A 21449-nucleotide genomic window follows, 5' to 3' on the forward strand; every position below is an offset into this window, starting at 1 on the left:
GATGGCGATCGACTTCACTCTGGAACCGCACCTCGCGGACCTTCGCGAACGCACCGCAGCGTTCGTCCGCGAGACCGTACTGCCTGCGGAGGAGGCCCTGCTCGCCAGCCAGGCCGCGCCGGACGACGGCCTGCGCGCCAGGCTCCAGCAGGCCGCACGCGAGGCAGGTTTGTTCGCCCCGACCGTCGCCGCGGAACTGGGCGGGCTCGGCCTGGACATGCGCGGCCAGTCGGTCGTCCTGGAGGAGGCCGGATACAGCCTGCTCGGCCCGCTCGCCCTGAACTGCGCGGCGCCCGACGAGGGCAACATGCACCTGCTGGAGAAGGCCGCCACGCCCGCGCAGCGCGAGAGGTTCCTCCGCCCGCTGGCGGCCGGGCAGGTGCGCTCGTGCTTCGGCATGACCGAGCCGGCCCCGGGCGCCGGGTCCGATCCGGCGCAGCTCACCACTACCGCCCGCCAGGATGGCGACGAGTGGGTCATCGACGGACTCAAGCGCTTCATCACCGGCGCCGACGGTGCGGCGTTCGCCATCGTCATGGCACGCACCGGAGGCGGTGACCGCTCGCCTGAGGCGACGATGTTTCTCGTCCCGACGGATACCCCCGGGTACACGCTGGAACGCCACATGCCCACGCTGGACAACGGCTTCGTCGGCGGGCACTGCGAACTCCGGTTCGACGGTCTGCGCGTCGGTGACAACGCGGTACTGGGGGAGCCGGGCAAGGGCTTCGCATATGCCCAGATACGGCTCGCTCCGGCGCGGTTGACCCACTGCATGCGCTGGCTCGGCGTCGCACGGCACGCTCACGACATCGCCGTCCGCTACGCCGCGAACCGCACCGCGTTCGGCAGTCGCCTCGGCGACCTCGGCATGACGCAGGCCCACATCGCGGACAGTGAGATCGACTTGGCGGCGGGCCGCGCGCTGATCCGCGAGGCCGCCTGGGTGCTCGACACCGGCGCTTCCGGCAAGCGCGAGACGTCCATCGCGAAGACGTTCGTGGCCGAAGCCGTCGGGCGGGTCGTCGACCGCTCGATCCAGATCTGCGGCGGGCTCGGCGTCTCCGGCGATCTCCCGCTCGCAGCGTACCTGCGCGAAGTCCGTGCCTTCCGCATCTACGACGGGCCCTCCGAGGTGCACCGCTGGTCGCTCGCCCGGCGAGCCATCCGCGCTGCCAGGCAGGGCGGCGCATGACCGGGTGGGACGCGCGGCCGGCATCCGGGCCGGGACCGCTGTACGGCGTCCGCGTCCTGGAGATCGCGAGCCTCGCGCCCGCGCCGTTCACGTGCATGGTCCTCGCAGACCTCGGAGCGGACATCCTGCGCATCGACCGGGTCACCGATGTCGACGACCGTCCGCAGCCGACCGGCGACCCGCTCCACCGCGGCCGGCGCTCGGTGGCGGTGGACCTCAAAAACCCCGACGGCGCCGCGCTCGTGCGCCGACTCGCGGCCACGGCGGACGTGTTCGTCGAGGGTTTCCGTCCCGGTGTGACGGAACGCCTCGGGATTGGGCCCGCCGACCTCCGGGCCGCCAACCGGCGCCTGGTGTACGGACGCATGACCGGCTGGGGCCAGACCGGCCCGCTCGCCCACCGCGCGGGCCACGACATCAACTACATCGGGCTCGCGGGCGCCCTCGAACCCATCGGCCGCGCCGGCGAACGTCCGGTGCCGCCGCTGAACCTGGTCGGCGACTTCGGCGGCGGCGGCATGCTGCTCGCCGTCGGCATCCTCGCCGCGCTCTACGAACGCGAGCACTCCGGCCTGGGCCAGGTGGTCGACGCGGCCATGGTCGACGGCGCCGCGCTGCTCACCGCACCCCTGCACGGGCTGCGCGCCACCGGCCAATGGGACAACCCTCGCGGGCACAACCTGCTGGACGGCGGTGCGCCGTTCTACGACACGTACGAGACGGCCGACGGCCGGTACATGGCGGTGGGCGCGCTTGAACCGCACTTCTACGCGCAACTGCTGGCCGGGCTCGGGCTAGCCGACGCGGACCTGCCCGAGCAGGACGACCGCGACCGGTGGTCCGAACTACGGGCCCGCTTCACCGCCGCGTTCGCGACGCGTACCCGCGACGAGTGGACGGCGGTCTTCGACGGCACCGACGCCTGCGTGACACCCGTCCTCAGTCCCTGGGAAGCCCACCTGCACCCCCACAACGCGGCGCGCGGCGTCTTCACCGACCTCGTCGGCTCGCGCCAGCCCGCACCCGCGCCGCGACTCGAGCGCACCGCGGGCACGATCGGTACCCCCGCCCCGGCGCCCGGCCAGGACACGGCGGCCGCCCTGCTCGCCTGGGGCGTCGACGCCGGTGCCGTCGCTGACCTGACCGCGCGCGGCGCCGTCGCCGAACGTCCCTGACCTGCGCCCGTCCTAAGGAGCACCATCCGTGCAACGCACGCTCTACGACAGAGACCACCAGGACTTCCGGGCGATGGTCCGGCAGTTCGTCGCTCGTGAGGTCGTTCCGAACCAACAACGGTGGGAGCAGGAACGCCTCATCGACCGGTCGGTGTGGACGGCAGCCGGGCGGCAGGGCCTGCTCGGCATCGCCGTGCCCGGCGAGTACGGCGGCGCGGGCCAGGACGACTTCCGCTACCGCTCGGTCGTGAAGGAGGAACTGGCCCGGGTAGGCGCCGCGTCACTGGCGGCCGGCTTCGCCATCCAGGACGACATCGTCCTGCCCTACCTGCTCGACCTCGCCACCGACGAGCAGAAGCAGCGCTGGCTTCCCGGCATCTGCGCGGGCGAGGCGGTCACGGCGATCGCCATGACCGAGCCCGGAGCCGGCAGCGACCTGCAAGGCATTCGGGCCACCGCCCGACGGGACGGCGACGGCTGGGTCATCGACGGCGCGAAGACCTTCATCACCAACGGCATCCACGCCGACCTCGTCATCGTGCTCACCCGCACCGACCCCGACGCCGGGGCGAAGGGCATGAGCCTGTTCGCAGTCGAACGCGACACCCCGGGCTTCACGCGGGGGCGCAAGCTCGACAAGGTGGGCCTCCACGCGCAGGACACCGCGGAACTCTTCTTCGACGGGGTCCGGGTCCCGGCCGCGAACCTCATCGGGACGGAGGGCCAGGGCTTCATCCACCTCGTGGAACGGCTCCCGCGCGAACGCCTGTCGATCGCCGTGGCCGCGCAGTGCGCCATCGAGGCGGCGCTGGACTGGACCCTGGACTACTGCGCCGAGCGAACCGCGTTCGGCCAGCCGATCCGGGACTTCCAGCACAGCAGGTTCCTGCTCGCCGAACTGGTCACCGAGGCGGAGGTGACCAGGGCGTACCTGGACTCCGCGATCCTCGCGTTGAACGCCGGGACGCTCACGGCGGTCGATGCCGCCAAGGCCAAGTGGTGGGCCACCGAACTCCAGACCAAGGTCGTCGACCGCTGCGTACAACTGCACGGCGGCTACGGCTACATGCTGGAGTACCCCATCGCGCGGGCCTTCCTCGACTCCCGTATCCAGACCATCTACGGCGGCACGACCGAGATCATGAAAGAGATCATCGGCCGCGACCTGGCGAAGCGAAAGGCTGTGCGATGACCACCGGTTCCGGCCCCGTCACCAGCCCTCCCGGACTCGAACTCGGCGCTCTGGGGGAGTACTTCCAGGTGCACGTCCCCGGCTACCGGGGATCGCTGCGCGCCGAAGTCGTCGCGGGCGGCCGATCCAACCTCACCTACCGGGTGACGGACGGCGGCAGTACCTGGGCCGTCCGCCGCCCGCCCCTGGGCGGTCTCACCCCGTCGGCGCACGACATCGGCCGCGAACACCGGGTGACGTCCGGACTGCGCGGCAGCGGCGTCGCGGTCGCCGAGGCCGTCGCGTACTGCGACGGCACCGACGTCATCGGTGCGCCGTTCAGCGTCGCGGCGTGGGTCGACGGCCGCGTCCTGCGCACCCGCGCCGACGCCGACGCGCTGACCGTCGACGAGCTCGCGCGGTGCTCGGACGGCCTGGTGGACCAGCTGGTACGCCTCCACGCCGTCCCGTACCGTGAGTTCGGCCTGGAGACCCTCGGCCGCCCGGACGGCTACCTGCGGCGGCAGCTCACCCGCTGGCGTGCTCAATGGGACCTGGTCGCCACCCGCCCGCTGCCCACGGTCGGCGCTCTCTTCGCGGCGTTGGACGCGGCGATGCCCGGCACCGGCGAAGCGTCGATCGTCCATGGCGACTTTCGCGTGGACAACACCATCCTCGACCCCGACGACCTGTCCCGGGTCCGCGCGGTCGTCGACTGGGAGCTGTCCACCCTCGGCGACCCGCTCGCGGACCTCGCCACGTTCCTCGTCTACCGCGACCCGGCCGTCGACGCGCTCCTGGACGGTCCCGCGGCCACCGCCCCCGGATTCCCGATCCAGTCGCAACTGGCGGAGAGGTATGCCCGGGCGAGCGGACGGGACATCACGCAGCTGCCGTTCTACCTCGCGCTGGCGTATTTCAAGGTCGCCGTCATCGCCGAGGGCGTTCACTCCCGGTACACCCAGGGCATCACGGTGGGCTCCGGTTTCGACCGCGCAGGCGCGTCGGTCCCGCACATCATCGACGCGGGTCTCGCCGCGATCGGCGGACCGGGGGCGGAGCGATCGCCGGAGCCCTGACGACACTTCGGAGGCGGTCGGCACCCCCTGGCGGCCGCGTCCCCGGAGCGGCGCGAGAGAGGCTCAACGAACCCCTCGACGCGGATGCGATAACAGAGCTAGATTCTCTGAGTAGTAGATGTTAGATCTGGAGAGCAGAATCGGTGGTGCTCGGTCTGGTTCCCGGCGTCAGACACGGCGCGCTCCTTGATCGAGTTTACGAGCCGACCGTATCCATCCACAGTCCCGCAATGCGCGCAACCCTAGGAGCATCTGATGATCAAGCGCATCGCCTACCTCACCTCGCCGGGTCCGACCGACCGGCGCGGCGTCGCGCCCGAGATCGTCACCCCCGGTTTCCAGATGGAGTTCGTGCAGATCGGCACCCCGACGCTGGTGAACGATCCGGCCGACTTGATGATCACCGACCTGGCGTATGTCGAAGCCGCCATGCGCGCGCAGCGGCAAGGGTTCGACGGCATCGTGATCGGGGCGGTCGCCGACTACGGCCTCGGCACGATACGCGCCTCCGTCGACATCCCGGTCTTCGGCTGCGGGCAGGCCGGCCTGCTGACCGCGGCCGGCATCGGCGACAAGTTCGGCATCGTCACCATCTGGCCGGAGACCACGGCGTTCACGTACGACCGGATCCTGCGCGACAACCCGGTCGGCCGCCAGTGCGTGTCGGTCCGCTACGTGAGCACCGTTGCAGAGCAGGCTGAGATCGCCGACGAAGACGGCTTTTACCAGCAGATGCAGGCCGGGCGGGAAGGCATGATGCTCCGCATTCTCGCCGAGATCGAGGCCGCGGTCGCCGAGGGCGCGCAGTCGATCGTGCTCGGCTGCAACTGCATGAGCCCGGTCGCCGGCATCCTCGCCGCGCGCTCCTCGGTGCCGGTGATCGACCCGACGGCGGCGGGCTACCGGTCCCTGGAGTCGATGCTGCTCCTCGGCCTGACGCACGCCAAGGATCCACGGCTGCCCGCGGTGTCCGAGCGGGGTCCCGCCTTCGCCGAGGCGGTTGCGGCCGTGGTGGGCACGCTCGACGAGCCCGAGGAGTGCCCGGTCTGCGTGCTCGACGAATACGGCAACGCCTCCTGCGAGGCCCCCAGCCACGAGGCCGCACCGACGTCCGCCGACGGTACGGCGCAGTGATCGCGAAGTCCGGTGATGCCACGAGCTTTTCGCGCGGCAACCGGAACGCCGGCCGACCGGACCGGCTCGGCGCACCACGTGGACCCCGACGGGTCGACGGAGATATCGGAAGGGAACGCCCGTGGCTGACAACGCACTTGACGTGAAGGACCGTCTCGGCATCATCGATGTCTGCACGCGGATGGCGCTGTACATCGACCACCATCGCTGGGACGAGCTCGGCACGCTGTTCACCGACGTCATCGACCGCGACTACACCGGCATCTTCGGTGGCGAGCCGGAGCGGGTGACCCGCGAACAGTTCATCACCCGCGCCAGCAAGCGGATGCCCAACTTCGCGGCGACACAGCACCTGGTCTCCGGCCATATCGTCACGGGTTCGGGTGATGAGGCCGACTGCACGTCGCAGGTGCAGGCGGCGCACTACCTGCCGACCACGACCGGTGATCCGATGTGGACCTGCGGCGGCCAGTACGACCTGCGACTGGTGCGGACCGACGGCACCTGGCTCATCAGCTCCGTCACCGCGACGCAGCGCTGGTGCACCGGGAACTTCGAAGTCATGCGCCTGGGCCTGGGCATCCGCTGATGCGGTCTCCCGCGGCGGGATCGAGTGTCGCGACCAGGTACGTCGGTCTCGACCCGTCGTGGTCGGCCGGAGCGCCGGCCGACCACGACAGCGCGGGCCGTGACCACATCGCAGCCTTCGCCATCGTGCCCGCGTGAGGCCGATTGGTTACGGCCCGAAGGGCCGCTTCGCAAAGCAGTATGTATAGTACAAAAACTCAGGAGGGGTACATGGGAAGCAAGGAACTCACCGGCAAGGTCGCGCTCGTGACCGGCGCCGCGCGCCGCGGCGGCATTGGCCGCACGACCGCCCTGCTGCTTGCGGATCTCGGCGCGGACATCGCCTGCCTGGACGTCGCGCGGCCACCGGAGCACGCACCCGAGCACGGCGTCGGTTCGCCGGGCGAACTCGCGGAGCTGGTCGCCGAGATCGAGGCCAAAGGACGCCGGGCCATCGCCGTCACCGCCGACGTCACCAACGGAGCTCAGGTCAATGAGGCGGTGGATCGCACCGTGGTCGAGCTGGGCAGTCTCGACCTCTGCTGCGCGATGGCCGGCGGGGTCGGCTACGGCAACGGCATCGCCCCGCTGCTCAGTCTGGACGAGCCGTCCTGGGACTGGGTCATCGACGTCAACCTGAAGGGCACCTGGCTCACCGCCGCCGCCGCGGGGCGCGCCATGGTCGCTGCCGGACGTGGAGGGCGGATCGTCACGATCGCGTCGTCTGCCGCGCTCGTCGGCACCAACGGCAACACCGGAATGGGGGTGTACGCGGCGGCCAAGGCCGGCGTCATCACGCTCACTCAGAACCTCGCCGCCGAACTGGGCCCGCACGGGATCAACGTGAACGCGGTGTCGCCGGGCATGATAGGCACCCAGGCGTCGGCCCCGGTGCGCGAGCAGTTCGAGCGCAGCGGACGTACCGACGCGGTGATCGGGAGCATCCCGCTGCGGCGATTCGGTGAAGCGGAGGAGATCGCCTCGATCGTCGCCTTCCTGTGCGGCGACGGCGCCAGCTACATCACCGGCGACGCCATCAACGCCACGGGCGGAAAGGTCCTCGGCTGAGCATCCCGCCTGTCCCCTCCGGTGCGGGCCAAGCGCCGGTCCCAGTGCGGCCTGACCCTCCGTCGCGGATGAGCGCACCCTCACCCCCGACGGACCGGACAAGCGGGCCTTCCGCTGGATGAAGGCACGTCCCCATCTGCGGCGACCCGCCTCTGCGATTTCTCTTTCCCTGCGGCCGGCCGTCGGCAGCGTGATCATTTTCGGCGGTGAGATCTGCGAAGCGCTGCCCCGCAATCCTTCGGCAGCGGATACCAAAACCAACTGTGCGGCGGGTATTCGGCCGAAACGCTGGTGAGCGCGCCCACTGTCCGAACGTCGTGTCACGGTGCGTCCAACGGTGGGAACACACCAGTGACCTCAGCTCGGACGGCTGCGGAACCCGGCGCGTTCACGCATCGGTACAGGCCGAATCGGCGTTCCCCGGCTCCCTTCGCCGGAATTCCGGTGAACCGGTTGGAGTCTTGCGATCTTTCCGGTTCGACTCTCTGATTATCAGAACTCGATTCTGTATCTAACCGCGAAGTTCCGTTCGAAACCATTGCTCGGCTCGCTCAGGTGCTATAGCGTTCCGGCACTCAGCAGAGACATATTCTGCTATAAAGAACTTTCGCGACCCGGACGCAGTCAGTCCTGTCACCGCCAACAAGGAGATCCCATGGGACTCGACAGAGCATCAGCTCACGACTCGGCGACCACGGCGGGCACCGCCGACGGCAGCCGCATGCCGAAGAAGAGCAGGCGCTTCGCCGCGGTCGGTGCCGCGATCGTGGCCTTCACGGTCATCGCTTCGGGGTGCAGTTCGGATGGCGACGGCGAGAAGGGTTCGTCGTCCGGTGGCGGCGCACCCATCAAGCTCATGGTCCAAGGCGCGATCTCCGGACCGGTCTACGCGGTGCCCGAGATGGTGACCGGCGCGCAGGCCGCAGTGAACCGGATCAACTCCGAGGGCGGCATCAACGGCCGTAAGCTGAAGTTGATCCCCTGCGACGACCAGGGCAACCCGAACAACGCCAAGGCGTGTGGCCGCAAGGCGATCTCGGAGAAGGTCGCCGCCGTCGTCGGCGGTCTGTCGACGTACGACAACCAGTTCATCCCGACCCTGGAGGCCGCCAAGATCCCGTACATCGGATCGACCGGCACCGCGCCGATCAACAACACCAACCCGGTGTCGTTCCCGGTCAGCTCGGGCGCGGTCAGCTACACCGCCAGCGGGAAGGCGATGGCGCGCAACGGCTGCAAGAAGGCCGCCATCTTCGCGGTCGACCAGCCGGGTGTGGACATGGCGATCGAGAACATTACCCGCGGTCTCAACCAGTCCGGCGTGACGGAGGTCAAGCCGTACAGGTTCCCGACCAGCACCAGCAACTTCAGCTCGCTGGTCAGCACCGCCCAGGCGGCCGGGGCGGAGTGCATCGGAATCAGCGCCGGCCCGCAGGCCCTGGCCGGGATCATGCTCGCGGTGAAGAAGAGCGGCACCATCACGCCGATCAACACCATTCTCTCGAACATCGTGCCCGAGCTGCTCAAGAAGGTCGCGTTCCCGGCCGGCAAGCTCACCGCCGACGGCTTGTTCTACATGCCGGACGCCGGTGCCACCGGCCGGACCCAGCAGGTGCTTGAGCAGTACGTAGCTGACATTGCCGGGACGAAGGCCACCGGCCAGGCAGCGGCGATCGACGGCCCCTCGATCAACGGCTACAACAGCGTCCTGCTCTTCGCCGCGCTCGCCAAGACGCTGCCGGACATCACGGCGGAGAAGGTACTCAAGGCGATGGGCAGCTTCAAGAGCGACACCGGGCTCACCGCGCCGATCGACTTCTCCGGCAAGGGCCCGATCGACGGATCACCGCAGGTCCACGCCACCACGGCGATCACCTACTCCTGGACGGGTACGAGGTTGCAGCTGAGCGGCGACCCGATCACCGTCCCCTGACCGCCGATCGCGCAACCGATGCGGTCACCGATCCCGCCGAGACCCGCCCGTGGCTCGTTGCCCGGCTCGGCCGAATCGCCGCCCGTGAGCGGATCCCGCACTTCAGGCGGACTCTCGCCAAACGGCCGCCGGCGCATGCCGCCGGCGGCCCACCAGCACGCAGTCAGTGAAAGGACCGTCTGATGTCCAACGCGATTCACTTCGCGATCCTCGGCATGGCCAGCGGCGGGCTGTATGCCTTGATGGCACTTGGTCTCATCGTTGTGCATCGCACGTCCGGTGCGATCAACTTCGCGCACGGCGCGATCGCCGTCGCGGCCGGGTATGTCCTGGTCTACTGCGAGTCGAAATCGATACCGATCCTGGTCTCGGTGGTGTTGGCCATCCTGTCCGGTCTGGTGCTGGGCGTTCTGATCCAACTCCTGGTCATGACGCCGCTGCGGAACGCCAGCACCCTGACCAAGGCGATTTCCACCCTCGGGATCCTGGTGGTGCTGCAAGCCAGTGCCCAGCTGAAGTTCGGCTCCCAGCCGCAGCTGGTGGAGAGCTTCCTGCCGCAGAACGGCGTCACCATCTTCGGCGCGTACGTCACCGTCGACTACCTGATCATGCTGGCGATCGCGCTGGTACTGGCCGCCGTGCTGTGGGTCGTCTACCGGCGCACCCGCTTCGGCCTGGCCACCACCGCGGTGTCGGACAACGAGGAAGCCCTCGGCACGCTCGGCTGGTCCTCAACCCTGGTCGCGCGCGGCAACTGGGCGATCGCCGGAACCCTGGCCGCGCTCTCCGGGGTGCTGCTCGCCCCGACCACCGGGGTGAGCCTGCCGTCGATGACCTCGCTGCTGCTACCGGCGCTGGCCGCCGCCCTGTTCGGCAGGCTCAGCTCCTTCCCCGTCGCGACCCTCGGCGCGCTGCTCATCGGCGTCATCCAGTCCGAGCTGACGTTCTACGGGCAAGCACCGGTACTGCGCGACCTCCCCAACCTGCCGGAAGCTGTGCCGTTCCTGCTGATCATCGTGATCCTGGTGGCGCGCGGAAAGACGCTGCCCACCCGTGACTTTGTCGAGTCGAGGCTGCCCTCGCTCGGTTCCGGCCGCGTGCGGCTGCGCACTCTGCTGCCGGCCGTGCTCGTCGCGGTGCTGCTGATCCAGTGGATGCTGCCGCTCGAATGGGTCATGGCCACGACGTCCACCCTCATCGCCGCGATCATCGTGCTGTCCCTCGTCCTGCTGATCGGCTACGCGGGCCAGCTCTCGCTCGCACAGCTGTCGATCGGCGGCCTGGGAGCACTGGTCACCGCCCGCCTGGTCGCCTCGGCCGACTGGCCGCTGCCGCTGGCGGTACTGGTCGGTCTCGCCGTCGCGGTGCCGGTCGGGATTCTGGTGGGCCTCCCGGCGGTACGCACCCGCGGCGCGACGCTCGCCGTGGTGACGTTGGGCCTGGCCGCCGCCCTCAACTCCCTTGTGTTCAGTACGGTGAAGCTGACCGGCGGGGACGTCGGCATCGATGTGGGCTTCCCGTCCCTGCTCGGGTTCGAGTTCGACGAGACCACATACCCGCGCCGGTACGCCCTGGTCGCTCTCGCGCTGTTCGTCCTCGTGGGCATCGCCCTGGGCAATCTGCGCCGTTCCGGGCTGGGCCGCCGGATGATCTCGGTGCGCAGCAACGAGCGGGCCGCGGCCTCACTCGGTGTCAACGTGATCGGCGCGAAGCTTGCGGCGTTCGTGATGTCGTCGGTGATCGCCACCCTCGGCGCGATCCTGGTCGCGTTCCGGTTCCCCAACGCGCTGTTCACCAGCTTCGACCCGTTCCAGTCGGTCAACTACGTCGTGCAGTCCGTCATCGGCGGTGTCGGCTTCGTGCCCGGCGCCGCGGCCGGCGGCATGCTCGAACCGAGCGGCCTGGGCAGCAAGGCGATCCACAGTATCGGTCTCGGCGACTGGCTGACCCTGGTCGGGGGTGTGCTGTTGCTGCTCACGGTGATCTTCAACCCGGACGGTATGGTCGGCAGCGGCCTCGAACAGGCGCGGGCGGTCAGGCGCAAGCTGTTCCCGGCCAAGGCGTCGTCGCATGCCGCGAAGAGCTCGATCGCGGTTCAGTCCGTGGTCGGCGACGTGCCTGGCCGCGGCGAGGCCAAGGTGCTGGCGGTGAGCGGTCTGACCGTGCAGTTCGGCGCGGTCACCGCCGTCAACGGGGTGGATTTCGAGCTGCGCAGCGGCGAGGTGCTCGGCGTCATCGGGCCGAACGGCGCCGGTAAGACCACCCTCATCGACGCGCTCACCGGATATGTCCCGTCCAAGGGCTCGGTCACGCTGGACGGCGAGCAGCTGCAAGGCACCGCGCCGCACCATCGCAGCCGACTCGGTGTGATCCGCTCCTTCCAGTCGCTGGAGCTGTTCGAGGACCTGTCGGTGGGTGAGAACCTGCTGGTGGCGTCGGAGAAGCTCACCTTCCGCAGGGCGCTCGGCGCGATGTTCTGGCCGAAGCGACCGGCTTTGGACGGCGCCGCGCCAGCGGCGGTGCAGGAGTTCGGGCTCGGCGACGCGCTCGACGGAGCGCCGGGTGATCTGAGCTACGGGCAGCGCCGACTGCTGGCGATCTCACGCGCCGTCGCCGGCAACCCCACCGTTCTGCTGCTGGACGAACCGGCGGCCGGCCTCGACGACGTCGACCGGCAGGCCCTGAAGGCACTGGTGCGGCGGCTGTCGGAGAGCTGGGGAATCGCGGTCCTGCTCATCGAGCACGACGTCGACCTCGTCATGTCCGTCTCGGACCGCATCCTGGCCCTCAACTTCGGCACCGTGACGGCACACGCCTCGCCGGAGGAGGTCCGCCGTCATCCGGAAGTCATCCGCTCCTACCTCGGAGAGGACGATGCAGCCGTGCCCGCAGGCGACGGCCACACCCGCGGCACCGACGAGACCATGGAACGGAGTGCGCAATGACCGAGGCGGCATTGCAGGCAATAGGCATGTCGGCCGGCTACCACGGGGTGGCGGCGGTGTCGGAGATCGACCTTGAGGTGCACGCCGGTGAGGTCGTCGCGCTGCTCGGCCCCAACGGCGCCGGCAAGACCACGACCATCCGGGCGTGCGCGGGCCAGATCGGGTTGCTCGGCGGCAACGTGCGGTTGAACGGTTCGGAGCGGCCCGGACCGCTGTTCAAGCGTATCCGCGGCGGCATGGGGCTGTTGACCGAGTCGCGGTGCGTGTTCATGGGTCTGACGGTCCGGGAGAACCTGCGGCTCGGCCGCGGCCCCATGGACGACGCGCTGGCGCATTTCCCGGAGCTGGAGCGGCGGTTGGACGTGCGGGCCGGCCTGATCTCCGGCGGCGAACAGCAGATGCTGGCGCTGGCGCGTATCCTCGCGGCCCGCCCGAATGTGCTGATCGCCGACGAGCTCTCCCTGGGCCTGGCGCCGCTGATCGTCCGGCGCCTGCTCGACGCGCTGACCGCGGCTGCCGTCGACGGTGCGGCCGTGCTCATCGTCGAACAGCAGACCCGGCTGGCGCTGGAAAGCGCCCAGCGGGCCTACGTGTTGCGGCGCGGAAAGATGGCGCTGTCCGGGCCCGTCGCCGAACTGCGGGCTCAGAGCGCGGCCGTGGCGGAACTGTACCTGTGACACCGGTAACGCCACCCCGAGACGGGGCGATGGCGTCGCCTCCGCAGATCCCGGCCGGCCCGGCGGAGTTCCCCGTGCCCGGTGGATACGGCTCCATCGACGGGCAGGTTTCGACGTCGGCGCCTGGGTGCCGACCTGATGGAGAGGGACAGTGACTGTGACGGACAACTCGCTTGATGTGGTGGACCGGCTCGCCATCATGGACGCCTGCAATCGGATGGCGCTGTACATCGACGAGAAGCGCTGGCCCGAACTCGCCGCGCTCATGGCCGACGAGATCGAACTGGACTACACGGATGTCAGCAACCGCGGCCTGGAGCGGTTCACCCGTGCCGAGTACGAGAAGCACGCGGCGGCTCTCCTGGTGAACGATCCGATCACCCAGCACCTCGTGGCGTCGCACATCGTCGAGGGCTCCGGCAACCAGGCGAGGTGTGTCTCCCAGTTCCAGGCGACCCACACGCTGCCCAACACGACCGGCGACTCGTCGTGGGTGCTGGGCGGCCAGTACGACAGGCGGCTGGTGAAGGCTGACGGCCGCTGGCTGATCCGCAGCATCAAGGTCACCCGCCGCTGGACCACCGGCAACTGGCAGGTCGTGGTGCTGGGACGCGCCCAGTAGGTCACCTTCGAACACCCCGCCGGGTCGGTCGCGTCGCCGGGCACCGCGTCTTGTGCAGCGCAGCCCCACAGCGTGTGGCCGGACCTATGTGACAGGGCTGCTGTACGGCGAGCGCGAGGCGGGGTGCCGTACCCGGAAAAACGAGGAGTATGAGGAAACGATGGAACTCACTGGCAGAGTCGCGGTCGTCACCGGTGCCGGGCGCGGCCTGGGCCGGGCACACGCGTTGTTGCTCGCCTCCCTGGGCGCCGCAGTGGTCGTGAACGACCTCGGCGGTGGGCTGGACGGCTCGGGAGGATCCGCCGAGACCGCCGAGTCGGTCGTCGCCGAGATCACCGTCGCTGGCGGGATCGCGGTCGCGAACGCCGACAGTGTGGCGACCTCGGCCGGGGGCGCTGAGATCGTCGGGACGGCGCTGCGCGAGTTCGGCCACGTCGACATCGTCGTGAACAACGCCGGGACCACCGGCGGCCTCGTCGGCTTCGGCGACCTCGACGACGAGCGGCTGATGTCCGTGCTCGGCTCGCACCTGATCGGCTGCTTCAACGTATCCCGCGCGGCCTGGGGACCGATGGTGGCGCAGGGGTACGGGCGGATCGTGAACACCACGTCCGGCGTCGGTCTGTTCGGGATGGGCAAGGGAGTGGCGTACGCGGCCGCGAAGATGGGGATCGTCGGCCTGACACGCTCGTTGGCCGTCGAGGGTGAGGTGAGCGGGATCAAGGTCAACGCCATTGCCCCGATCGCGGCCACCCGGATGGCCGGGACCGCGTTCGGCGCTCTCGACGAGCACCTCGACCCGGCGCGGGTGTCGCCCGTCGTGGCCTACCTTGCACACGCGGACTGCCCGGTCACCGGCCGGGTGATCTCGGTCGGCGGCGGCCGGGTGGGCGAGGTGTTCCTCGGCGCCGCGCGCGGCTACTTCAATGCCGACCTGACCCCGGACGACGTTCGGGAGAACTTCGACACCGCACTCGACCACACCGACTTCGTCCTGCCGCTGGACGCGATGGACGAGGTCGGCATCACCGCGACCATGCACGGTCTGAGCGGAATCTAGACCCCGTCGAACCGGCGCTGGACTGCCGGCAACGGGCCGGTTCGGTACTGGACGCGCGCAGCGGCATCGCTTTCTGTGATGGCCCGTCAGCCAGCTGCTGGAGGGCCGTCGTGTGTGCGGTCGGGCGGCCGACGCCGACTGACGGGGTGTGACAGGCGCATGTGGCGCGCTGTCAGGCCGGGCGGGCGCCAGGAAAGGCCCGCGACCACCCCCACGCGCTTGGCCCAGACGGACAATCCCCCGGTGCGCACCGCGGCAATGCGCATTGTGGAATCGCCCCTTGCCGGCTTCATCCGCTGGTCCAGGGCTTGACGCCCGGGGTCCTGCGGTCTACGTTCCCTGTTTAGCGAGCGATAAGTAAGTGTGGAGGTTGGCGATGACGGACGGGAACCCCGAGGCTGCTGAGCCGGCGGCGCTACTGGAGCGTCGCGGCGCTGTCGCGCTTATCACCCTCAACCGGCCCCGGGTCCTCAACGCGGTCAACGCCGCGCTGTCGGCTGCCGTGGGCGAGGCGCTGGAGGAGGTCGCCGCCGATCCCGGGCTACGGGTGGCCGTGATCACCGGCGCCGGGCGGGCGTTCTGCGCCGGAATGGACCTGAAGGCGGCGGCAGCCGGCGGGTCCGTCATGGCTCCCGGGCACGAGGACTGGGGCTTCGCCGGCCTGGTCAACCACTTCATCGCCAAGCCGGTCATCGGGGCGGTCAACGGCTTCGCCCTCGGCGGCGGCACCGAGATCGCGCTCGCCTGCGACCTCGTCGTGGCCGACGAGAACGCGCATTTCGGCCTTCCCGAGGTGCGTCGCGGCCTGTTCGCCGCCGCGGGCGGCGTGCTGCGGCTGCCCCGCCAGGTGCCGAAGAAGATCGCGCTGGAGATGGCGCTCACCGGCCAGCCCCTGGACGCCGCCACCGCCGCCCGGTGGGGGCTGGTCAACCGGGTCGCACCGGCCGGCACGGCGGTCGAGGTGGCGCTGGAGCTGGCCGGGACTGTCACCGAGGGCGCCCCGCTGGCCCTCCAGGCCAGCAAGCGGCTCATCCACCGCAGCGAGGACTTCGGCTCCGACTGGGAACCTGCGATGTGGGACGAGAGCGAGCGCGAATGGCAGGCCGTATTCGCGAGCGAGGACGCCCAGGAAGGTTCGCGTGCGTTCGCCGAGAAGCGCGCTCCGGTGTGGCGGGGCATCTGAGCACCCCGCATCCAGACCGCCGGGCGTACCGCCGAGCCGCGGATGCCCGACCCCGAACCTCCTGAACCGCCGCGATCCGTCCCTGATCCATCCCTGAAAGGACACCAAATGAACGACGCAGTCATCGTCGACGTGGTGCGCACCGCGTCCGGCAAGGGCAAGCCCGGGGGCGCCCTGTCCTTGGTGCACCCGGTGGACCTGCTCGCCACGGTCCTCCAGGCCCTCGTCGAGCGTAACGGCCTCGACGCCGCGCTGGTCGAGGACGTGATCGGCGGCTGCGTCTCGCAGACCGACGAACAGGCCCTCAACATCACCCGCACTGCCCTGCTCGCCGCCGGCTTCCCGGAGTCGGTCCCGGCCATCACGATCGACCGTCAGTGCGGCTCCAGCCAGCAGGCCGCGTCCTTCGCCGCCCAGGGCGTCATCGCAGGCGCCTACGACGTCGTGATCGCCTGCGGCGTGGAGTCGATGAGCCGCGTCCCGATGTTCTCCAACGCGCGGGGAGCGGACACCTCCGGCACGCTGCTGGGCCGCCGCTACCCCGAGGGACTGATCCCGCAGGGCGTCTCCGCCGAACTGATCGCCGCTCGCTGGAAGTTGGACCGGGAGGAGCTCGACGCCTTCTCGGCACGCTCCCACCAGTTGGCCGCAGCCACCGCGGCATCCGGCGGCTTCGACCGGGAGATCGTCCCGATTGGCGGGCACACCGTGGACGAGACCGTGCGGCCGGACACCACGGCGGAGGGCCTGGCGGGCCTGAAGCCCGCGTTCACCGGGGCACCGGAGGCCGCGCGCTTCCCGGAGATCGACTGGCGGATCACCCCCGGCAGCTCCTCGCCGCTCACCGACGGCGCGTCCGCCGCCCTCATCATGAGCGCCGCCACTGCCGAGCGGCTGGGCCTCACGCCTCGCGCCCGGTTCCACTCCTTCGCGGTCACCGGCTCGGACCCGCTGCTGATGCTCACCGGTATCATCCCGGCCACCGAGAAGATCCTCGCGCGCTCGGGCCTGACGATCGACGACATCGACGCGTACGAGGTCAACGAGGCATTCGCGCCCGTGCCGCTGGTGTGGCAGCGTGAGGTCGGCGCCGACCTGGACAGGCTGAACCCGCGCGGCGGCGCGATCGCGCTCGGACACCCGCTCGGCGCCTCCGGCGGACGCCTGCTGGCCACACTGCTGGGGCAGTTGGAGGCGACTGGCGGACGCTACGGCCTGCAAACCATGTGTGAGGGCGGCGGCATGGCCAACGCCACCATCATCGAGCGCATCTGATCCACCATCACCTCTCAGGGAGAAAGCATCGTGATCACCGAAGGCAGCGTCGCAGTCATCACAGGCGGGGCCTCCGGCCTGGGCCTGGCCACTGCCCAGCGGCTGCTGGACGCCGGAGCCTCGGTGGCCCTGGTGGACCTCCCGGGCTCCGGTGGCGCGGCCGTGGCCGCCAAGCTCGGCGACCGGGCCGTCTTCGCCGCTGCCGATGTGACCAGCGAGCAGGACGTGGCCGCCGCCCTCGACGCCGCCGGTCAGCTCGGGCAGGTGCGCATCGCGGTGAACTGTGCCGGCATCGGCAACCCGGCCCGGGTGCTGGGCAAGAACGGGCCGCTGGCTCTGGACCTCTTCGCCCGGGTCATCCAGGTCAACCTGATCGGCACGTTCAACGTCATCCGCCTGGCTGCCGAGCGGATGAGCGCCAACCAGCCGGTTGACGGCGACTGCGGGGTCATCGTCAACACCGCGTCGGTCGCCGCGTTCGACGGGCAGATCGGCCAGGCCGCGTACTCCGCTTCCAAGGGCGGCGTCGTCGGCCTCACCCTGCCGGTCGCCCGCGACCTGGCCAGCCGACACATCCGCGTGGTCACCATCGCGCCCGGTCTGTTCGAGACACCCATGCTGGCCTCGCTCCCGGAAGAGGCCAAGCAGTCCCTGGGTGCCCAGGTGCCGCACCCCAGCCGCCTCGGCCGTCCCGAGGAGTACGCCGCGCTGGTCCAGCACATCACCGAGAACCCGATGCTCAACGGCGAGGTCATCCGCCTCGACGGCGCGATCCGGATGGCCCCCAGGTAGGCGAGGCCGCCGAAGGCGGCACGCCGATGGGCCCCGTGCCCATCGGCGCTCACCGGCCCGGGCAGGAGCACGGACACCGCGGCACACACTGCGCGGTGACATCGCCCCAGACCTCGCCATGGCCTGTGACCGGACCGTACTCCGACGACTGGCGATCACGGAGTCGTGGTGGTGATCGTGCGGGGCTCACAACGGACCTGATGACGCAGAGAGGACACCTCGGATGTCGGACCAGTTGACGGGCCGTAGCGTCGACGCGCCGCTCAGTTCGCGGCGCAACCACTGGGTGAACCACCTGGAGCGGCACGCCTTCCAGATTCCGGATCGGCCGGCCCTGCGGTTCGCAGGCGTGACGACCGCCTGGGGCGAGCTGCGCGAGCGCGTCGCCGCCCTGGCGGACGCCTTGTCGCGGCGGGGTGTCGGGTACGGCGACCGGGTCGCCATCCTGATGTACAACCGCCCTGAGTTCATCGAGACCATGCTCGCCACGAACCGCCTGGGGGCGATCGCCGTCCCGGTCAACTTCCGGTTGAGTCCCAAGGAGATGGCCTTCATCCTCGACGACTGCGGCGCCGCCCTCCTCGTCGCCGAGAACGCGTTGGCTGCCGCTGCCGTGGATGCCTGTGCGCACATGCCCGGGTCGTTGCGGCTGGTGGTGTCCGGCGCTGACACCGGGGCAGCCGGGGAGAACGCCGAACTCTACGCGCACCTCATGGACGACGTCGGCGACCCGCACCCGGCGGTCGACGTCGACGAGGCCGCACCGGCGCTGATCCTCTACACCTCCGGCACCACCGGGCGTCCCAAGGGGGCGGTGCTCTCCCATCAGAACCTCCAGGGCCAGGCCCTGACGATCACCCGGGCCTGGCGGCTATGGGACGGCGACGAGATCAGCCTGTGCGCCTCACCGCTCTTCCACAGCGGCGCCATCGGCAGCGTCATACCGCTGATCCTGATCGGCGGCTGCCTCGTCATCATGCCCACCGGGCAGCTCTCGGCCGGCCAGGTGCTCGACACCCTCGAATCCGAGAAGGTGACGAGCGCCTTCCTGGTGCCGACCCTCTGGCAGTCCCTCTGCGACGACCCCTCGGTTTCCTCGCGTGACCTCTCGCACCTGAGGATCACGAGCTGGGGAGCCGCACCCGCGACGGACACGCTGCTGAACAGGATGGCCGAGGTCTTCCCCGGAGCCGTCAATGTCGCACTGTTCGGGCAGACCGAGATGTCCCCGGTCACCTGCGTGCTGGACGGCAAGGACGCACTGCGCAAGCTCGGCTCGGTGGGCAAGCCGATCAGCACCCTGGCGGTCCGGGTGGTCGACGACCGGATGAACGACGTCGCTCCCGGCGAGGTCGGTGAGATCGTCTACCGGGGCCCGACCATGATGACGAGCTACTGGAACAACCCCCGGGCGACCGCGGAAGCGTTCGAGGGCGGCTGGTTCCACTCCGGAGACCTGGTGAGGGTCGACGACGAGGGCTTCTTCTACGTCGTGGACCGCACGAAGGACATGATCATTTCCGGCGGCGAGAACATCTACTGCGCCGAGGTCGAAAACGCGCTCGCCGCGCACCCGAACGTCCTTGAGATCAGCGTCATCGGACGCCCGCACGAACGCTGGGGCGAGACACCGGTCGCGGTGATCGTCCCCAGGGACCCCGTCGCGGGCCTCACCGTCGCGGAGATCCGCCAGTGGGCCCAAGGCCGCCTTGCGAAGTACAAGTTGCCGACCGAGGTCCACATCGTCCGCGAACTGCCGCGCAATGCGGGGGGCAAGGTCGTCAAGGGCGCGCTGCGTGACACATTCGGCGGGCGGTAGTTCCGCGCGACACCTCTGGGTGCTTCGAGAAAGGCCGACGATGTCGACACCACGCAACAACGACGTACTCGTTGCCCGAACCGGCACGATCCTGCGGGTGACGTTCAACCGGCCCCGGAGCCTGAACGCGCTCACCACGCCGATGCTGAACACGGCGGCTCGCGCCATCGAGAACAGCGGCACGGACGCGGGCGTACGTGCGATCGTGCTCACCGGGACCGGCCGGGCCTTCAGCTCCGGCGCCGACCTCGCCGCGAACGGAGAGGTGGGAGAGGAGGGAACCCCCGATCCCGTGATCATCGACGCGGCCAACCGGTTGACCATGGCGGTGTGCCGGGTTCCCAAACCGGTTGTCACCGCGGTGAACGGCCCGGCGGTCGGGGTGGGTTGCTCGTTCGCGATTGCCGCCGACTTCACCGTCGCCAAGGATTCGGCGTATTTCCTGCTGGCCTTCGCCAACGCCGGGCTGATGCCGGATGGGGGAGCGACCGCCTTGATTCCGGCCGCGGTCGGCCGGGCACGGGCCAACCGGATGGCCATGCTCGCCGAACGCATCCCGGCATCCCTCGCCGTCGAATGGGGGCTGATCGCGGCGACCTTCCCCGACGATGCGTTCGAAACCGAGGTCGACCAGCTCGCGACGCGGCTCGCGGAAGGTCCGACCGTGGCGTACGCGGAAAGCAAACGAGCTTTCAACGCCACCGTTCTGGCGCAGCTGCCCCAGGCGCTGGAAGCTGAGCGCGAAGGGCAGTCCGCATTGTTCCGGACCGCGGATTTCGCCGAAGGAGTCGCGGCCTTCCGCCAGAAGCGGGCGCCTCGATTCTCCGGCACGTGACGGCGACGCTCCTCTCGTTCTCCCACGAAGAGAACGAGAAGAGACCGGCTTGAGGTGCAAGCAGGTCCGGCGCGCTGTCCGTCCACATGGACGGGACGGCACACCGGCCCTGCCGTTGCGGCTGACGGCAATACCGGGAGCGCGGTTCCAGGACGCCCCGACAATCCCGCGCTACACCGCCAGAGGCAGTTCGGTGAGGCGGGGAGCCGTGCCCGCGATGACCCTCCGTGCCAAGCGGGCCGCGGGTACGGCAAGGGGAGGTCGGGGTAGCGGGCGAGCAGGGCACCCAGGGTCGCTTCGCATGGAAGGCGGGCGAGGGAAGCACCGAGGCAGTAGCGGATGCTGTGGCCGAGAGCGATGTGCCCCCGGACTGTTCGTCGGCGCCGCGTGTGATGCCCAGGCGGTCCGGGACGGGGCGGCGGCACAGGTCGCGGTTCGCCGAGACGAGGATGAACCGGACGGCGTCGCCCGTGCGGATGCGGGAGCCGTGGAGGTCGACGTCCTCGGCGGCGACGCACATGCGGTGTCCCGGGGGCCCGCCTCCGTCACCGGGTAGCAACCGCCACACCGCTTCGCTGCCGCTAGGCCGACGACACCGGCTCCTCCGACACGCTGAGCCACGACCTGTCGGCCCCGGGCGGCGCGCCGACGAGGCTGCGCATGACGATCTGCTGGGTGCACGCAGGAGAATCCCGACGACGGCTGGGACACCCACGCTGACGCCGCCACGCAGTACGCCTTCCACCACCACTGCCTGTGCGAGTACCTGGGGCCGAACTCCGTGAGAAGGAAGGCCGATACCTGGTCGTCCTCCACGACCACCTGCGCGGAACCGTGCAGGCTTCCCGCGTCGCCAGGAAAGCGGTGGACAATCCGACCGCCTGCCTTGCCATGCCGGACCGGCCACGCCACTGACCCG

At 69.9% G+C, this 21449-nt stretch carries 18 protein-coding genes; all 18 read left to right on the top strand.

The window, feature by feature from the left end:
* The first annotated feature begins 1 nt into the window (after window position 1).
* Window positions 2–1195 (top strand): acyl-CoA dehydrogenase family protein, encoded by a 1194-nt coding sequence (locus tag ACFYT4_RS28625; protein WP_389275068.1) that lies wholly within the window; start codon window positions 2–4, stop codon window positions 1193–1195.
* Window positions 1192–2370, top strand: coding sequence for a CaiB/BaiF CoA transferase family protein (locus ACFYT4_RS28630; protein WP_389275071.1), 1179 nt, complete (start codon window positions 1192–1194; stop codon window positions 2368–2370). The genes ACFYT4_RS28625 and ACFYT4_RS28630 overlap by 4 nt, the downstream gene beginning before the upstream one ends.
* Window positions 2371–2398: 28 nt before the next feature.
* A complete protein-coding gene (locus ACFYT4_RS28635) occupies window positions 2399–3562 on the top strand; it encodes an acyl-CoA dehydrogenase family protein (protein ID WP_389275074.1) in 1164 nt (387 codons plus the stop codon).
* The gene (locus ACFYT4_RS28640; protein WP_389275077.1) at window positions 3559–4620 is read left to right on the top strand and encodes a phosphotransferase family protein; all 1062 of its coding nucleotides are present in this window, start codon (window positions 3559–3561) and stop codon (window positions 4618–4620) included. The genes ACFYT4_RS28635 and ACFYT4_RS28640 overlap by 4 nt, the downstream gene beginning before the upstream one ends.
* A 255-nt stretch (window positions 4621–4875) precedes the next feature.
* Window positions 4876–5754, top strand: a complete 879-nt coding sequence (locus ACFYT4_RS28645) for an aspartate/glutamate racemase family protein (RefSeq protein WP_389275079.1) — start codon at window positions 4876–4878, stop codon at window positions 5752–5754.
* Window positions 5755–5875: 121 nt separating this feature from the next.
* Window positions 5876–6343, top strand: coding sequence for a nuclear transport factor 2 family protein (locus ACFYT4_RS28650; protein ID WP_389275082.1), 468 nt, complete (start codon window positions 5876–5878; stop codon window positions 6341–6343).
* Window positions 6343–6480 (top strand): hypothetical protein, encoded by a 138-nt coding sequence (locus ACFYT4_RS28655; protein WP_389275084.1) that lies wholly within the window; start codon window positions 6343–6345, stop codon window positions 6478–6480. The genes ACFYT4_RS28650 and ACFYT4_RS28655 overlap by 1 nt, the downstream gene beginning before the upstream one ends.
* Window positions 6481–6552: 72 nt before the next feature.
* Complete coding sequence (locus ACFYT4_RS28660) at window positions 6553–7389, top strand: SDR family NAD(P)-dependent oxidoreductase (protein ID WP_389275087.1); 837 nt, start codon at window positions 6553–6555, stop codon at window positions 7387–7389.
* Window positions 7390–8044: 655 nt separating this feature from the next.
* Window positions 8045–9322, top strand: a complete 1278-nt coding sequence (locus ACFYT4_RS28665; protein WP_389275090.1) for an ABC transporter substrate-binding protein — start codon at window positions 8045–8047, stop codon at window positions 9320–9322.
* Between the two features lie 182 nt (window positions 9323–9504).
* The gene (locus ACFYT4_RS28670; RefSeq protein ID WP_389275093.1) at window positions 9505–12267 is read left to right on the top strand and encodes an ATP-binding cassette domain-containing protein; all 2763 of its coding nucleotides are present in this window, start codon (window positions 9505–9507) and stop codon (window positions 12265–12267) included.
* A complete protein-coding gene (locus ACFYT4_RS28675) occupies window positions 12264–12944 on the top strand; it encodes an ABC transporter ATP-binding protein (protein WP_389275096.1) in 681 nt (226 codons plus the stop codon). Before ACFYT4_RS28670 ends, ACFYT4_RS28675 begins: the two co-directional genes overlap by 4 nt.
* Window positions 12945–13095: 151 nt before the next feature.
* Window positions 13096–13566 carry a nuclear transport factor 2 family protein gene (locus tag ACFYT4_RS28680; RefSeq protein ID WP_389275099.1) on the top strand — a complete coding sequence of 157 codons (471 nt, stop codon included), beginning with the start codon at window positions 13096–13098 and terminating at the stop codon, window positions 13564–13566.
* Window positions 13567–13726: 160 nt separating this feature from the next.
* Window positions 13727–14626: an SDR family NAD(P)-dependent oxidoreductase gene (locus ACFYT4_RS28685; protein ID WP_389275102.1), complete on the top strand. Its 900-nt coding sequence runs from the start codon at window positions 13727–13729 to the stop codon at window positions 14624–14626.
* Between the two features lie 376 nt (window positions 14627–15002).
* The gene (locus tag ACFYT4_RS28690) at window positions 15003–15809 is read left to right on the top strand and encodes a crotonase/enoyl-CoA hydratase family protein (protein ID WP_389275105.1); all 807 of its coding nucleotides are present in this window, start codon (window positions 15003–15005) and stop codon (window positions 15807–15809) included.
* A 108-nt stretch (window positions 15810–15917) separates the two neighbouring features.
* Window positions 15918–17084: a thiolase family protein gene (locus ACFYT4_RS28695; protein ID WP_389275108.1), complete on the top strand. Its 1167-nt coding sequence runs from the start codon at window positions 15918–15920 to the stop codon at window positions 17082–17084.
* A gap of 30 nt (window positions 17085–17114) precedes the next feature.
* Window positions 17115–17876, top strand: a complete 762-nt coding sequence (locus tag ACFYT4_RS28700) for a 3-hydroxyacyl-CoA dehydrogenase (RefSeq protein WP_389275111.1) — start codon at window positions 17115–17117, stop codon at window positions 17874–17876.
* A gap of 223 nt (window positions 17877–18099) precedes the next feature.
* Window positions 18100–19695, top strand: a complete 1596-nt coding sequence (locus ACFYT4_RS28705; RefSeq protein WP_389275114.1) for a long-chain-fatty-acid--CoA ligase — start codon at window positions 18100–18102, stop codon at window positions 19693–19695.
* Window positions 19696–19735: 40 nt separating this feature from the next.
* Complete coding sequence (locus ACFYT4_RS28710; RefSeq protein WP_389275117.1) at window positions 19736–20530, top strand: enoyl-CoA hydratase; 795 nt, start codon at window positions 19736–19738, stop codon at window positions 20528–20530.
* Window positions 20531–21449 lie beyond the last annotated feature (919 nt).

The organism is Streptomyces sp. NPDC004609 (genome assembly GCF_042873655.1).
GTDB lineage: Bacteria > Actinomycetota > Actinomycetes > Streptomycetales > Streptomycetaceae > Streptomyces.